12 protein-coding genes are annotated in these 15,035 nt (G+C 42.7%); 2 read left to right on the forward strand and 10 right to left on the reverse strand.

Annotated elements, in window-relative coordinates:
• Positions 1-234: 234 nt before the first annotated feature.
• Positions 235-1,113 (forward strand): TraB/GumN family protein, encoded by an 879-nt coding sequence (locus tag MTF66_RS35710; protein ID WP_248530130.1) that lies wholly within the window; start codon positions 235-237, stop codon positions 1,111-1,113.
• Positions 1,114-1,139: 26 nt separating this feature from the next.
• On the opposite strand, the gene modF is transcribed toward MTF66_RS35710, so the two are convergent.
• On the reverse strand, positions 1,140-2,597 hold the full coding sequence (gene modF, locus MTF66_RS35715) for a molybdate ABC transporter ATP-binding protein ModF (RefSeq protein ID WP_248530131.1): 1,458 nt from the start codon (positions 2,595-2,597) through the stop codon (positions 1,140-1,142).
• Between the two features lie 129 nt (positions 2,598-2,726).
• Between modF and MTF66_RS35720 the strand changes: the two genes are divergently transcribed.
• On the forward strand, positions 2,727-3,350 hold the full coding sequence (locus MTF66_RS35720) for a hypothetical protein (protein ID WP_248530132.1): 624 nt from the start codon (positions 2,727-2,729) through the stop codon (positions 3,348-3,350).
• A gap of 13 nt (positions 3,351-3,363) precedes the next feature.
• Here MTF66_RS35720 and MTF66_RS35725 read toward each other — a convergent pair whose 3' ends face one another.
• The 9 genes from MTF66_RS35725 to MTF66_RS35765 all read right to left on the reverse strand — a co-directional run.
• Positions 3,364-5,115 (reverse strand): response regulator, encoded by a 1,752-nt coding sequence (locus MTF66_RS35725; RefSeq protein ID WP_248530133.1) that lies wholly within the window; start codon positions 5,113-5,115, stop codon positions 3,364-3,366.
• Positions 5,116-5,208: 93 nt separating this feature from the next.
• On the reverse strand, positions 5,209-7,545 hold the full coding sequence (locus tag MTF66_RS35730; RefSeq protein ID WP_248530134.1) for a fatty acid cis/trans isomerase: 2,337 nt from the start codon (positions 7,543-7,545) through the stop codon (positions 5,209-5,211).
• The gene (locus MTF66_RS35735) at positions 7,542-7,922 is read right to left on the reverse strand and encodes a hypothetical protein (protein WP_055198464.1); all 381 of its coding nucleotides are present in this window, start codon (positions 7,920-7,922) and stop codon (positions 7,542-7,544) included. The genes MTF66_RS35730 and MTF66_RS35735 overlap by 4 nt, the downstream gene beginning before the upstream one ends.
• Positions 7,923-8,059: 137 nt before the next feature.
• Complete coding sequence (locus tag MTF66_RS35740; RefSeq protein ID WP_248530135.1) at positions 8,060-8,725, reverse strand: SDR family oxidoreductase; 666 nt, start codon at positions 8,723-8,725, stop codon at positions 8,060-8,062.
• Between the two features lie 112 nt (positions 8,726-8,837).
• Positions 8,838-9,632, reverse strand: coding sequence for a VOC family protein (locus MTF66_RS35745; RefSeq protein ID WP_248530136.1), 795 nt, complete (start codon positions 9,630-9,632; stop codon positions 8,838-8,840).
• 185 nt (positions 9,633-9,817) lie between these two features.
• The gene (locus MTF66_RS35750) at positions 9,818-10,534 is read right to left on the reverse strand and encodes a hypothetical protein (RefSeq protein WP_248530137.1); all 717 of its coding nucleotides are present in this window, start codon (positions 10,532-10,534) and stop codon (positions 9,818-9,820) included.
• Between the two features lie 72 nt (positions 10,535-10,606).
• Positions 10,607-12,403: an alkaline phosphatase gene (locus tag MTF66_RS35755; RefSeq protein ID WP_248530138.1), complete on the reverse strand. Its 1,797-nt coding sequence runs from the start codon at positions 12,401-12,403 to the stop codon at positions 10,607-10,609.
• Positions 12,404-12,414: 11 nt separating this feature from the next.
• On the reverse strand, positions 12,415-14,004 hold the full coding sequence (locus MTF66_RS35760) for an alkaline phosphatase (protein WP_248530139.1): 1,590 nt from the start codon (positions 14,002-14,004) through the stop codon (positions 12,415-12,417).
• A 476-nt stretch (positions 14,005-14,480) separates the two neighbouring features.
• Positions 14,481-15,035: EF-Tu/IF-2/RF-3 family GTPase (locus MTF66_RS35765; protein ID WP_248530140.1), on the reverse strand; the 555-nt coding region annotated here is incomplete at its 5' end.

Below are 15,035 nucleotides of genomic sequence, written 5' to 3' on the forward strand. Positions count from 1 at the left end.
AAACAGCCTAAAAACTAAAATTAAAGAAATAATTATCCAACAATTACAGACAACAGGATTTATATTTCACTATTTTTTAAAAATTGAAATTTCATACCTCGTTATTTGCCATTATATGATTGATTAATTTTTAGCAATTAGATGTGATTTTTCTGCATAAAGCCGATTTAATTTAACGCATCAAATAAAAATTAGTTTAGTATTGAAAATAACCACGTTATGAAAAGGAAAGTTATGAAATTCATCCAGCGTATTAATGCCCTATTTTTTATAGTGCTACTGCTTGGTTTTAGCCAATATGCACTTGCAGAGCCGGGGTTATGGAAAGTAGAAAAAAACGGCGTTGCTTCTTATTTATTTGGTACCGTGCATGTGGGTGACAACAGCATGAAAGGCTTGCCAAGCAAGGTAACAAAAGCACTCGATAACTCAGATAAAGTCATTGTTGAGGTGGATATCAGCGCCATTTCACCAATGGAAATGCAGCGTCGCTCATTACCATTTATGATGCTAAAAAATGGCAAAACCTTACAATCTGAATTATCACCAGAAAACTATGCAAAACTGCAAAAGTACTTTGCTGATAAATCAATTGATATTGCGATGTTTAAGAACTTAGCACCATGGGCGGTGATGGTTACCATGATGCAGATGGAGTTCCAAAACGTTGGTTTTTCAGATCAATACGGCATCGACAAGCAAGTACTTGCTTACGCTCAAGAACATAAAATATCTATTGGTGAGCTCGAAACTCTTGAGCGCCAAATGGAAATGTTTGAGCACTTAGCAATTATGAATGACAAGATGATCGAAGAAACATTCGAGCAACTTGCAGACGTAGATACCTACTTTTTTGGTCTTATCAAGGCTTGGAAATCGGGTGATATGAAAACACTTACGCAGTTTTACAATGAAAGCTTTGATGACTCTCAGTACGGTCAACTAAGCGAGCAAGTGATGTTGATAGACCGTAACAACGATTGGGTTAATCAACTATCGACTCGCATCGGTAAAGAAAAGCTGTTCATTGCAGTGGGCGCTTTGCACTTACCAGAGCAACACGGCTTATTGAAGCAATTAACAGATAAAGGTTTTACCATTACCCGTATCTAAATGATTTCAATCATTAAAAAAGCGCCTTATGGCGCTTTTTTTGTGAAATCTGCCATCTCTAAATAATTGTTGATACCGGCTATTTTGTCACTCGCGTGGTGATTAACATACACCACGGTGCTGGTGCCTGCAGCGCAGATTTTTTCTATTAGTAATAACACGCGTTGCCTATTAGCTTCATCTAGGCCTAAGCAAGGCTCATCAAGGATCAATAAGTTAGGGTGTTTAACCATAGCCCGAGCAATCAACAATAAACGCTGATCACCAAAAGACAGCTGGCTAAATGAACTGCTTTGCTTGTCACTTAACCCTAATAACGCTAACCACTTTTTGGCTATGGCAAGTTGCTTATCGGTGGCTTTTTGGTAAAGACCAATGCTGTCATAAAAGCCCGAAACAATCGTATTGAGCGCGGTGATACTCACTCGATAATCCATATGTAGCGCGTTAGAAATATAACCAATGTGCTGTTTAATTTGCCAAATACTCTCACCGCTTCCGCGCTGATAGCCAAACACCTTGATATCGTTGTTGTAACACTGCGGGTTATCACCAGTGATAAGGTTCAGCAAACAAGTTTTACCTGAGCCATTTTTACCTGTTAACTGCCAATGTTCGCCTAGGTTAATTTGCCAGTTGAGTTTTTCAAATACAGTCTCACCGCCATAACTCACTGCTGCGTTATTGAGTCTTACCAGCATTGAATCTGTGAGCGGAGGCGCTTGATGGTCAATATCTGCCTCAGGTATTTGTAACTGAGTATGAGTGAGATGCAATAGCTTGAGTAAATCTTCGCGCTGCTCAGGTGTAGGCTTTGCTAATTGCTCTGTGACATGACCCTCTTTAACGTAGGCGTAATGATCAACAAAGTCAGGGATCTCAGTTAAGCGATTGAGCACAAAAATAAGGGTTGTTGTTTTACTAAGCTCTGCGAGTAGCTGATTAAGCTCGGCCATTGCCGTGACATCTAAGCCATCAAAAGGCTCATCAAGCACAAGTAAATCTGGTCGGCCTATTATGGCTTGGATCAGCATCAGTTTGCGGGTTTCACCGGTCGATAAATCGCGAAATGCCTTGCTAAGTTTGTCACTAAAATCAAATAGGCTTATTAACTGCTGTAGCAAATCACTATCAAGCTGTTGCTCGTCTCGACCTGCAATAATTAACTCATAAACCGTACTCGAAGGCGTAACGCCATCAATAATATCATCTTGATCTTTTGTTAGCTCAGCCGCAAGGAGCTGCTTTTGGCTGTCTGGTGAAACCAATGCAATACGCTCAAAGCTATTCTCATACTGGCCTTTTTCTATTTTCGCAAAACCGGCAATGGCAGCTGCCACCGCCGATTTACCCGCCCCATTCGCACCAAGTAATACCCATTGCTGCAATGGCGATACATTGATATTGAGATCATCTAAATAATAAACGTCATTGCCCTGCCCCTTTAGGCTAGCTTTAACATTAACCAACTGCACTTGTTGCACTTTGAATCCTCATTCTAAGTTACCGTTAACTTGACGTTACCGTATTCGATAAAAAATTAAAAATCGTTTAAACCTTTTTTGAACACAGCTGCGACTAAGGTATAAAAGGTCATCAACAGGAATCAGACAATGAAAAAATTACTTTGTGTAGCAGCAATTGGCTTAGCACTAACAACAACATACGCAATGGCAAAAGACTCACGTGAACTAAATCACAACTTTGCTGTGAGTGGCGCAAGCCAGCTTGATATTGATTTTCCGGTGGGCAGCTTAGAAACCGAAAGCTATGACGGTAGCGAAGTCGTCGTTACAGTTCGCATTGAACCAAAAAATGACAATAGCTGGTTCAGCTCTGATGTCGATTTATCAGATATTGAATTAAGCCACTCGCAAAGTGCCAGCTCACTTAGCTTAAAATTAGATAACGATGACATTCAACAAAACTGGCATGTAAAAATGCCTAAATCGATGGCAATTGATGTTGAACTTGGTGTTGGCGATATTGAAATTAACGACGCAAGTAATTCAGTTGAGATTGAGCTTGGTGTGGGCGCGGTAAGAATTGATAGCGCGCTTGATGACTACAAACGTATCGAGCTTGATACAGGTGTGGGCGATACTAAAATTCGCGGCTTAAAAAATGACGGTAACACTAGCCGTAAAGTGGTTAGCTCGCACTCAAGCTATCGTGGCAATGGCCAATACGATATCGAAGTCGAAGTGGGTGTTGGCGACATTAAAGTAACGAACTAATTTAACGCTTTGGTTATCCCTGTGAGCTCTCAGTAAATAAAATGCTGAGAGCTTTTTGCACTGAATCTAACGAGATCGGTTTATATACGTGCAAGTTTGCCCCAAGCTCGTACACTCGTTGTAAATCATCATTCGATGTATTAGCGGTCACCACCAAAATTGGCACCTGTTGCCCCTGCTCATTACGAATAATATCAATCGCTTTAAAGCCATCCATAACTGGCATATTCAAATCCATAAAAATTAAATCGTAGCGCTTATCTGAGGCTTTATCTGTGGCGATCAAGCCATTTTCAGCCACATCAAAGCTGTAATTTAAATGGCTAACCATGCGACCTAAAATGGTGGCGTTTAGCGGGTTATCTTCAACAATCAAGCAGTGTAAAGCTTTCGGCAGCGGCGCTGGCATTGCTGATTTAGGGGCGCTCTCTAGTTCTAAATTAATTAACACTTTCACACCTTGTGGCTCAGCATTAAGAAATTGGATTTCTCCTTTTAATGCTTTGACAATGTGCATAACCCTAAGCAGCCCCGTTTTTAAGCCTTGAAAATGTTGCTCTGAGTCATTTTCGTAGCTAAGTAAATCTGTCGGCGGCTTTTCAAAGCCTTTACCGTTATCTTGTATTTCAATTACACAGTGCTGCTCACCTTGGCATGCAGCTGTTACGGCAATACGGCCTTGGCTCGGAGTAAATTTAACGGCATTGTTAATGATTTCAGCTACGATTTGCGTCAACCTTGCATGGTCAGTGCTCACCTCTTTATCGAGTGACTCAGCTAAGTTCACGCTCAAGGTAATACCTTTATCGTTACAGGCATATTCATAGGGTGAGATAGCTTGCTTTAATGTTGATAACAAATTGCTGCTAGTGAAACTTAACTGCCATTCTCCCGAGGTTAGCTGCTGTAAGTCCATTAATTCGTCTAGCATAGCCACTAGCCTATTAACGCAATAAAGCGCCTGCTGTTTAGTCAGCTGCTGACTGTCGCTGATATCGAGCGCTTCGATGGATGCTGTTAAACCTTGCAATGGTGTTCTAAATTCATGACTGGTACGTGCAATAAAGCGCTCTTTATTTTTATTAACACGCTCAACAAACTCTTTTTGTTCTTTGTACTTAGCAATATTTTTAGTGACCAATTTCTCCATAGGCTTAAAAATGAAAAATAATTCAATGGCTAATAACACCATGGCGATGAGCCAAAACAATAACTCTAAAACCGCCAGAAATGTGACTTTTTGAACTGATTTTTGTTCAAGTAATTTAACCGCTTGGTCTAGCTTTGTGAGTAGTGCTTCAAGCTGATTGCTAACAAATGTTGAGCGGTCCACATGGGCAAAATCATCGGTATTGTTTAATAGCTGCTGCGCTTTACTCACATAGCGCTTCACGTGCTCATCTAATGCGGTAGGGGGCGAGAAGTAATGGGCCTCAAGCGCCTCATTTAAATGAATATAGTCACCTTGCTCATCTTGTTGAATTAAAAATTGATGCCCTGCAATAAATTGTTCAACCGCTTGTTGCAGTAGCCTTCGGTGTTGCTGTTGGAAATGATCGGATTCTTGGTAAATGAGTGAATTACCGTATAAGGCTATTTTTTGTGACAGCATACGTTGCTTACCGGCAATGTTGATAATTTTGGCGTCACCCTTTTGGATATACAAAAGGCTCTGTATCAAGATGGCTGATACAGAGATCAATATGGCAATCGCCAATAATCCCCAGCGATATCGTTTTCGGATATCTGTGACTAGCTGCAACATGTTTTACTCATTATTTTTTAAAAATAATTGTAGTTCATAGAATACAAGAAAGCCCACTTGAAGTGGGCTTTAAACATGATAGTTAACAGAAATTTATCGATTTTCGAGTCGGTTATAGTCAAATAACCCAAATTCAACGCCGCGATACTCTTTCGCTACACGGTGTAAAATATCGCTGTATTGCCAAAACTGTGGATGTGTTCGGCGAATAGCGAACTCACTTTTCAGGTCTCTGTAAGCTGCTTCATCTGTTGCTTTAGCAAGCCCAGTGGCAAAAGCTGCAATTTGCTGGTCATTGTGTAAGTACCAAATGGCTTCTGGGTAATCACCTATGAATCCAGGCACAATCGTTACTGTATCTTCGTCATAAGCTCGTTGCCCTTCTTCATTCAATAAGCTCGAAATATTATAATGAGCATTATGATGGATCAGGGTATAGGCCTTGTGCTTATCATCACCATCTTTGACTAACACAAACGAAATTTGTGGCAGCAAGTTCACTGCTTTAACCGGAAGGTTGTTAATTTTAGCAAGTGGTTCAGGCACTTTCGTATAGTCATAACGAGGGCTTAAAATTGGCTTAAGCTTCTCTTTTAGCATATTGAACAACTCTGACTGCGGGTCCATTGTTTTGTATTCAATGCCCGTAGATTGGCTAAATGACAATTCATCTTCAAAGAAACTCGTTAAGCTAGGCGGTGATTTACGATACCACTGAGCTTTAATTTCTTTACGCTTAGCTTCTGGCAATAATGCAAGGTAGTTTGCTTCACCCTCTAAGCGTAAAAAGTCCATATACAAACGAGTCAATAACTGATGACCAATATTGCCATACACATCAAACCCCGCCACCAGCAAGTAGTGAATACGTTCAAATAGTGCGTAGTCGAGTATCCAGGCGGTTTTTGGTTGCTGGCCTATCCAGCCTTTTACAACTGTTGCGCTATCAAAGTGGCGGAACACTGTGAGTGCTGCATTTTGGTTATGGCCATCACCCTGCCAAAGTAAATCGGTTGTTAGGTGCTGACCGTTCTCAAACATCTTATTAGCCAGTGCAACTTTGGCTGACAAATATTTGTTTTGGCGTTTTGAATACTTCACCCAACTAGAAATCGGCAAGGCATTGCTTTCTTCTTCAGCTGGTAATGCTAAGGCATCTTCATGTTGTAACAACAATTCACCCACTTTAGGTGTCGCCGCCATTTCAGGTTTAGCAAACCCCACCCAGAACTGGTCGTTAATCACGTTTAACGCGATTTGACCTCGACAAACAGGCCCTTTAATAAAGCCCATAATAATAAGCTCAGCTTCATCAAGCATAAATTGATAACGTGAGTTTACTGGGATTGCAGCAAAGGCTTTAAATGGGTTTGATGCCACTTCTGGTTTATAGCTCGGCAGTTTATTTACTTGATAATCGGCTTCAATAAATTGCGAATGGATGCGTGCAAGCTTTTCGTCATTTAATGCTAAAGGTAAATGTGTTTTCGCTAAAATAGTCGAGCGGTCATGCATTAAGCGGTAGTAAACACGCTCAACTTTAGGGTCTTCATAAGGGCGACGAGTGCTAATGTGTTTGATCTCTTCACCCGGCGGAGTCGAAGAGCGAACTAGCTTAAAGTAGCTGTGTTTATCGCCATGTTCAGGGAAGTAAATATGCGCTAAATACCAATGCTCATAAATATAGCGCGCAGTCAGTTGATGCTTTAAACCATCTTGATTTAAGAACGCTTCCCAACGTTCAACTTGTTTTAGTACGCCTTCTTTAGGAGGTTCAATATGAGCAAGGTAACCGCCCTTCTTAAGCCATTTAGCAAGATGCTGAAACTCTTCGCTTGAGATCCCTGGTAAACCATAAGGCATACCACTGTGTGGGTTATCTTTAGCAAATGAGTCAAACTCATTCATTGTGGTACATGTTTGTTCACGATCGAGTGAAAAATCAAACTCATCGCCTAAAATAGCTTGCTTAGGAAGAGGGCTACTTTGCTTAAGTACTAAGGCATTATAAAGCACGCTACCAGCTAGGTTCGCTTCTTCGGTTTGTGCTCGCTCGTTAAGTACTGGAGTAAAGCCTTTTTCACGCCACTGTGCGGTACTTGTCGCATCGAACAATAAACGGCTTGGCTCTTGGGCTAGTAAGCGAGTGCCGTCATAAACACGCTCTTTGCTTAAGCCGCGGTCAATACCTTCCACAGAAGATAACTTAAGCTGACATGGTGCGTCATAACAGCCGTGACAAACCACACAACGAGTGTCGAGTACAGGTTTTACATCACTTAAAAACTCCGCACCTTCAAGTGTTGATGCAGCAACAACACGCTCTCTAGGTTGCTCTTCACCAAACAGTTCATCGTAATGAGCGGCACCTAAATATGCACAGCCACTTAATAGAATAAGACCAAATACGGTAGTGAGGAGTTTTCTCATCCTTCCTCCTCGATATCTTCAACGTCATCGCCTAAATCGAAGGTTGGCATCATATCGACTTGCGGCGATACAAAGGTTTGGTCGTTATCGCAACTAAGCATAGCGCTCAATAATGGCCCACGAACGAGTGTCAGCTGCGCATCATGCTCACCATCAATCAATGCTTGATAGTCATCATTTAACGCTTCAAGACGGTATTCATTTATGGCAATTGCGACACTGCTATCTACAGCTGGATTTTGGCAAAGCTGAGCGAGTAACTCTTCGCTTAACGTTACATGTAATAGTAAATCTGGAGATTCGATATCGCGGCTGTGAAGGTTTTCATCGAAATAAAAAAGAGGAAGGGTTAAATCGCTATTTTGCTCTAATTCCATGTGCTGTTCTCAACATCAAAATGACTTTTAATTGTACGAGTATAGCAAACTATAAGTTCAATAATTAGCGAAAGTTATCGGCCGTTAGCAGCTTTTTAGCTGCTAACTAACCAACTTATGAAAACAGTGAAAAAGAATTACCAAGGTAGCGTTTCGCCGTTTGAATGCCAAAACCCACCTGTGTTGCTAAGGTTTAATTCGTCAATCCGCTTGATGAGCCGCTCTGCGGCAGTTTCAGGGCTAATGTCGCCAGCAAAATTAACCATTTGCGTTTGTACAAATCCCGGGTGGAATAACCCTACGGCAATTTTTTTATCTTTTAGCTCATGGGCTAAACTAACACTAGCGGCATTAAGTGCCGCTTTTGACATACGATAGCCAATGTAACCACCCGAGCCATTATCAGCAATTGAGCCCATGCGCGATGTAATCATCGCCACTTTTGCATCAATGCCTAAGCTTTGCTGTAATGCATGAGTAATACGAATAGGCGCGATACTGTTCACACTTATTTGCTTTTCGATGGCTGCAAAGTCCATGTCAGCTAAAGTTTCGTTATGAAAAACACCGGCGTTATTAATCAAAATATCAATTTTGTCGCCGTGCAAGTAATTGGCAAGTGTTGCAACATCATCGGTGTTAGATACATCAATATCGCTAATAATTTTCACATCGAGTGCTTGAAGCTCTTCGCTTGGGGTGCGCACCACTGCGGTAACACGGTAACCTTGGGCTGAATATTGTTTACAAAAATTAAGGCCAATACCTTTATTGGCCCCCGTAACCACCACATGCTTAGTCATCAATCTGCTCCTTAATTAGCTTTTATACCCAAACCACCTCAAGTGCGAGTTTGTGCATTTTGAGGTGGCTTAGATATATATACCTTGGGACAGATTGGCAAAAACCAAGGGCTTAAGTTAATTCATCAATGGTTGATTTAAGTATAGAAAATACGGCCCCTTGTGGATCGGTAATCACACTAAAACGCCCAACATCTGGGATGTCTGTTGCTGGCACACAAATAGCCCCATTAAGCTGTGTTGCTTTAGCGACTGCCTGATCGCAATCTGCTACCGCAAAATACGGCATCCAGTGGGGTGGAATATCATCTGGCCATTCATTGGTCATCTCAAGCATGCCTGCTATCGGTTGCTCATCAATGGAAAATAAGGTGTAGTCCATCCCCTCCATGGGTTTCACCTCAAACTGCCATCCGAATAACTGACAATAAAAGTCGCGACTTTTTTGCATGTCTTTCGACACAAGCTCAAACCAGTAAGGAAGGTTAAGCTCTTGCACTCGTTTTGCCCCGATATGCTCACCGGCTTGCCATAAGGCAAATGTTGCACCGCCTGGTTCTTGTAGCATCACCATGCGACCTGCCGTCATAACATCATGCGGCCCTGCCAATACAGTTGCACCTAATGATTTTGCCAGCTCTGTGCTTTGATCAACATCATCAACAGCAATGTACAATAACCAATGGGTTGGCATCTCGCTCATACTTTCTGGCAGTTGATACATAGCGGCAATATCATCACCTTGTTTTTTCAGCATGGTGTAATACATATCTTCGCCTATCGGCTGGTCATCAAAACCCCAGTCAAAAAGTTGCGTATAAAACTGCTTTGCAGCTTGCCAGTCTTTCGCGCATAACTCGGCCCAGCAGAAAGTACCTGCTGGGTGTTTTGTATTTATTTTTGTCATGACTGTTCCTCCTTGGTTAAACTTAAGCAACAATGGCACAATTTACCAATCAAACCAGACAATAGTTGCAACACTTCGTAGAAATAAGTAATTTTGCCTTAACTAAACAAACAATAAACTGCTCTAGAAAGCACTGAGTTACAGAGACAAAAATGCCGCTAAAAAAGCGGCATTGTAATAATTAATTAGTGGTGATGGCCATGCTCACCTTTGAGCTGATTACCTTGCGCATCATAAAATCCGCTTGCACCATGCTCAACAAACCCTAAGTTGATCATTTTAGCTAAAAACGGATCGCTTTCATTATCACCGATATCTGCGTAATCGGTCGTTTGATAGTTATCCCATTTTGCAAATTCTGCCTGAATCTTTTGCTGGTTGTGATGACTGGCTGTTAAAGCAATTTCACGGCTATATGTTGGTGTTGAAATACGAATTGCTTTGAGTAACTTTTGATTGGCAAGCCAGCTTAGCTCTATTTTGCTATCACCCTGCTGTTGTGTGTAATATTCTGTTAGCTCACAGCCTTCACCTGTGCTTTTCTGGTGCGTCATAGAGGCTAAAAACTTATCGCTTACTAGCTGATATTTGCTACTCCAATCTTGTTCACCTTGCACTTCCGATGGTTGATACTCAATACCACGCTGGGCATGCTGAAAATAACGAATTGGGCGAATTTGTTGATTGCGCAACTGTTGCCATAACTCAATAAACTGTGGATTCTGCTTAGCCACCTGGTGAGGCGTACGCCAAAGGGTAAAGGTATTTTCAGTATACTGCTTATTAGCAACTATATCTGTTGTGACCGTATAGTCTGCTTGCGTAAAACCGGTGTTCATATCGCATTGCCCTGCAACAGCAAGTGGGCTAAGTAATGAGGCAAGTAAGATGGCTGCTTTCACGGGATTCTCTTTTGTCTTGGTTTACTTTCTAACTAATTGAGTAAGGGAGGCTTAGAGCCTCCCAAACACTCATTATTGTGCTAATTTAGCATCGGCTTGTTTAACAAGGTCAGCGGCATAATCCATAACATGGAAAATAAGGCTTTGCTCATTAGTGCCTGTTACTAAATGTGCACCTGGGCCCACTGCATACACACCCACATCTTCTGCTGCGTGTGTTTCAGAGCCTAGTGGTACGACGGCTTCTTGGTGGAAACCTGGTGTTGTTGTGTCAACATCAGTTAAATCAACACGACCCGTTACTGGCGCAAAGTTATAGCCTGCATCAGCATCAGTCTCATCACCTAAGTCGCGGAAACCGCCACCATTGGTATAACCAACCGTTGTGTATGGCATGTTATCTGCTGCCAGTGATGGTTCATCACTACCCACAGGTACCACTTTCCCTAAGATTGGGTTACCGCGTTTTGGGTAGCCTGCAATGGTAAATACGTGGCTGTGGTCAGCTGTTACTATGATTAACGTGTCTTCAATGCTGGTTTTATCTAGAGCAACTTGGACTGCTTCAGAAAGCTCAACTGTGTCGCTTAGTGCATTGTAAGCATTACCAGCGTGGTGACCGTGGTCAATACGGCCAGCTTCAACTGTTAGCATGAAACCATTGGCGTTGTTATCTAACACATCAATTGCTTTTGCTGTCATCTCAGCAAGTGAAGGTTCGCCCGCTACATCGTTTGCGCGATCTGCTTCGTATTGCATATGTGATTCATTAAATAAACCAAATACGCGTTCAGTTGATTCTGCATCAATTGCATCAAAACCTGCTTGGTCCATCACATATTGACCTGCTGGGTATTTAGCTTTCCATTCAGCAGTTAGGTCGCGACCATCTGTACGGTCACCTTCGACTGAGCTCACAGCATCAGCAGAGTTAAAAGCTGCGTCTTTCGGTAAGAAATGACGACGACCGCCGCCCATAACAACTTCTAAACCATCAACATCGAGGCCTTCGTAGCGTGCTTCTAGGTTTGCTTCAAAGTTAACTAATTGCGATGCAATATCTTCACAGCCAGCGGTAACCGCTGCTTCTGGCATGTCTGATACGTCTTCCCAGTTACGGTCAGCCGATTTTGCATACGTTGCTGCAGGCGTTGCGTGAGTAATACGCGCTGTCGAAACAATACCTGTCGACTTACCGGCAATCTCAGCAAGCTCAGTGGCTGTGACTAGTTCATTACCTGCAACCGTTGCACAGTTACCACGCTCGATGTCTTCATCAACACCGATAACGCCTGCATCCGTTTTTACGCCCGATGCCATTGCTGTCATCGTACCCGCAGAATCAGGTGTTTGCGCATCAACGTTATAGGTTTTAGCAAACCCTGAGAATGGTAGGGTTTCAAAGCTAAGTTGATGTTCCTCACCCAGCTTACCTTCTAGCTGACCGGCCATGATACGTGCTGCCGTCACGGTTGAAATACCCATGCCGTCACCCACAAATAGAATCACGTTTTTCGCTTTACCAGACTCTTTTACAGCGGCAGCAATATTTTCTTCGCTGCTAGCGACTTTAACTTGCGCTGACTTGAACCATTCATTATCGGTCAACGGCGCTAATTGCGATGCCGTTAACGACGTTGCTGGTGCATTACATGCAACGGTTGTGTCCGTTACTTCTGCTGAGTCTAGCTCACCGTTATCGTTACTATCTTCACCTGTTAGGGTTTCTGTACCACCGTTTACACACTGCTCAGAACCAACAGCTAATGTGTTTTCAACGGTTAATGTTTTTGGTGAGTTGTCATCGTCATCAGAACAACCCGCTAATGCCACTACTACAGCAAGAGAAATTAAATTTAGTTTTTTCATCGTCGTCGCCATTATTCTTCAATTAGTTCTAGAGCTTGGTTAATGATGTGGAAAATTACGTTTTGCTCCACAACGCCTTGTGCTAGTTGCGCACCTGGACCTTTTGCATGAAGTGAAATATCTTCACCCGCATGAGTCTCAGAACCTAATGGCACGGTAGCTTCTTGGTGATAACCAGGCATCGTCGTATCAACACCCGTTAAATCAACACGACCTGCAAATGCCGCTTCGCTATATGATGCATCTGCATCAGTTTCATCACCTAAATCGCGAAAACCTAAACCATTAGCATAACCGACTGTGGTGTACGGCATACCATCTGCCGCAAGGCTTGGCTCTTCGCTACCAATAGCAACCACTTGACCTAAGATTGGATTACCGCGCTTTGGATAACCCGCGATAGTAAATACGTGGCTGTGGTCAGCAGTAACAAGAATAAGTGTTTCTTCTGGGTTGGTGTTCTCTACTGCTGTTTGCACTGCTTTGGCAAATTCAACGGTATCGTTTAACGCGTTATAAGCATTACCCGCATGGTGACCATGGTCGATACGACCAGACTCAACCGTTAAGAAAAAGCCTTTTTCATTGCTCTTTAAGATATCAATTGCTTTACCTGTCATTTCAGATAATGATGGCTCACCCGCTACATCGTTAGCGCGATCTGCTTCGTATTGCATGTGTGATTCATTAAACAGTGCAAATACACGTTTGCTGTCAGCATTTAGCGTATCGAAGCCAGCTTGGTCCATGACGTACTGGCCATCAGGGTACATTTCTTGCCATTCAGCAGTTAGGTCACGCTCATCAGTACGGTCGCCCTCTACTTCACTGACTGCATCAGTTGAATTGAACGTTGCATCTTTTGGTAAGAAGTGACGACGACCGCCGCCCATCACAACTTCAAGACCATCTACGTCAGTACCTACGAAGCGTGCTTCTAGGTTCTTCTCGAAATTAACAAGTTGTGAGGCAATATCTTCACAACCAGCTTCTACAGCATCAGCTGGCATATCTGATACGTCTTCCCAGTTACGGTCAGCTGATTTTGCATACGTTGCAGCCGGTGTTGCGTGAGTAATACGCGCCGTTGAGACAACACCTGTTGCTAGACCTTTAATTTCTGCCAGCTCTGTTGCGGTAATTAACTCATTACCCGCAACCGTTGCACACTCGCCACGCTCGATATTTTCGTTAACACCAATTACACCTACATCGGTTTTAACACCCGAAATAATTGCTGTCATTGTGCCTGCAGAGTCAGGGGTTTGCGCATCAACGTTATAAGTTTTGATTTGCGCTGAGTAAGGGAATTCTTCAAAGCTAAGTAAGCCTTCTTCGCCCGACTTACCTTCCATTTGCCCCGCCATAATACGCGATGCAGTCAGCGTTGAGATACCCATACCATCGCCAACAAATAAAATGACATTTTTAGCTTTAAACGTTTGCTCAGCCTGAGCCGCCGCCTCTTTTTCTGTTAATTTTGTTTCAGCAGCACTATACCAATCATTTTGTTTTTGACTGTCTGGTAACACACCTGCATTGGCCGTCGCTGACAACGCCAGCGTTAAACCAATTGCAGTAGCAATTTTATTAATTTTCATCGTTACGTTCCGTTAGTACGTTATTTTAAGAATTTGAGTGCTAACTAAACTGCACTTGGATAATTAGCGCAGCCATACTAAGAAGGCATTGTTACTAAAAAAGTGAGTTTTCATGACGAAATGATGAAACTCAAAAAAGTAGTTCAAGAAGGTAAGTAATTAGTTTTAGAGGAAATAATAGGGTTAGGTGCTAGGGGTGAGTTGCGAGGGTAAAGGCTCTAGGTTCTAGGTCAAGCATGACCTTGGGAGTGATTTATGATGGTTTGGGTTTACATGGATTGCGTTGGGTTTCGCTTCGCTCAAACCAACCTACCCGAAGAATGAACAGGGCAAATGCTGAGTGAAAACACAAAACTAACCACCCCCACTGTTCTGATCTGACGTCTGAAAGCTGACAGCTGATAGCTTTTTCACCCATAAAAAACCCGAGACTAAGCTCGGGTTTTTCTTAATGCTTGATGCATCACTATAGTTGATTACTCAACGATAGTTGCAACAACACCAGCACCAACTGTACGGCCACCTTCACGGATAGCGAAGCGTAAACCTTCGTCCATCGCGATTGGGCAGATTAGCTCTACAGTCATCTTGATGTTATCACCAGGCATTACCATTTCAACGCCGTCTGGTAACTGTACGTCACCTGTTACGTCAGTTGTACGGAAGTAGAACTGTGGACGGTAACCTTTGAAGAATGGAGTGTGACGACCACCTTCATCTTTAGAAAGTACGTATACTTCTGAAGTGAACTTCGTGTGTGGAGTGATTGAACCAGGCTTAGCTAGTACTTGACCACGTTCAACGTCTTCACGCTTAGTACCACGTAGAAGTGCACCGATGTTCTCACCCGCACGACCTTCGTCTAGAAGCTTACGGAACATCTCAACACCTGTACAAGTTGTCTTCGTAGTTTCTTTGATACCTACGATTTCAACTTCGTCATTCACGTTGATAATACCAGCTTCAACACGGCCAGTTACAACTGTACCACGACCTTGGATTGAGAATACGTCTTCGATAGGCATGATGAA

Source organism: Pseudoalteromonas sp. 2CM39R, from assembly GCF_023161845.1.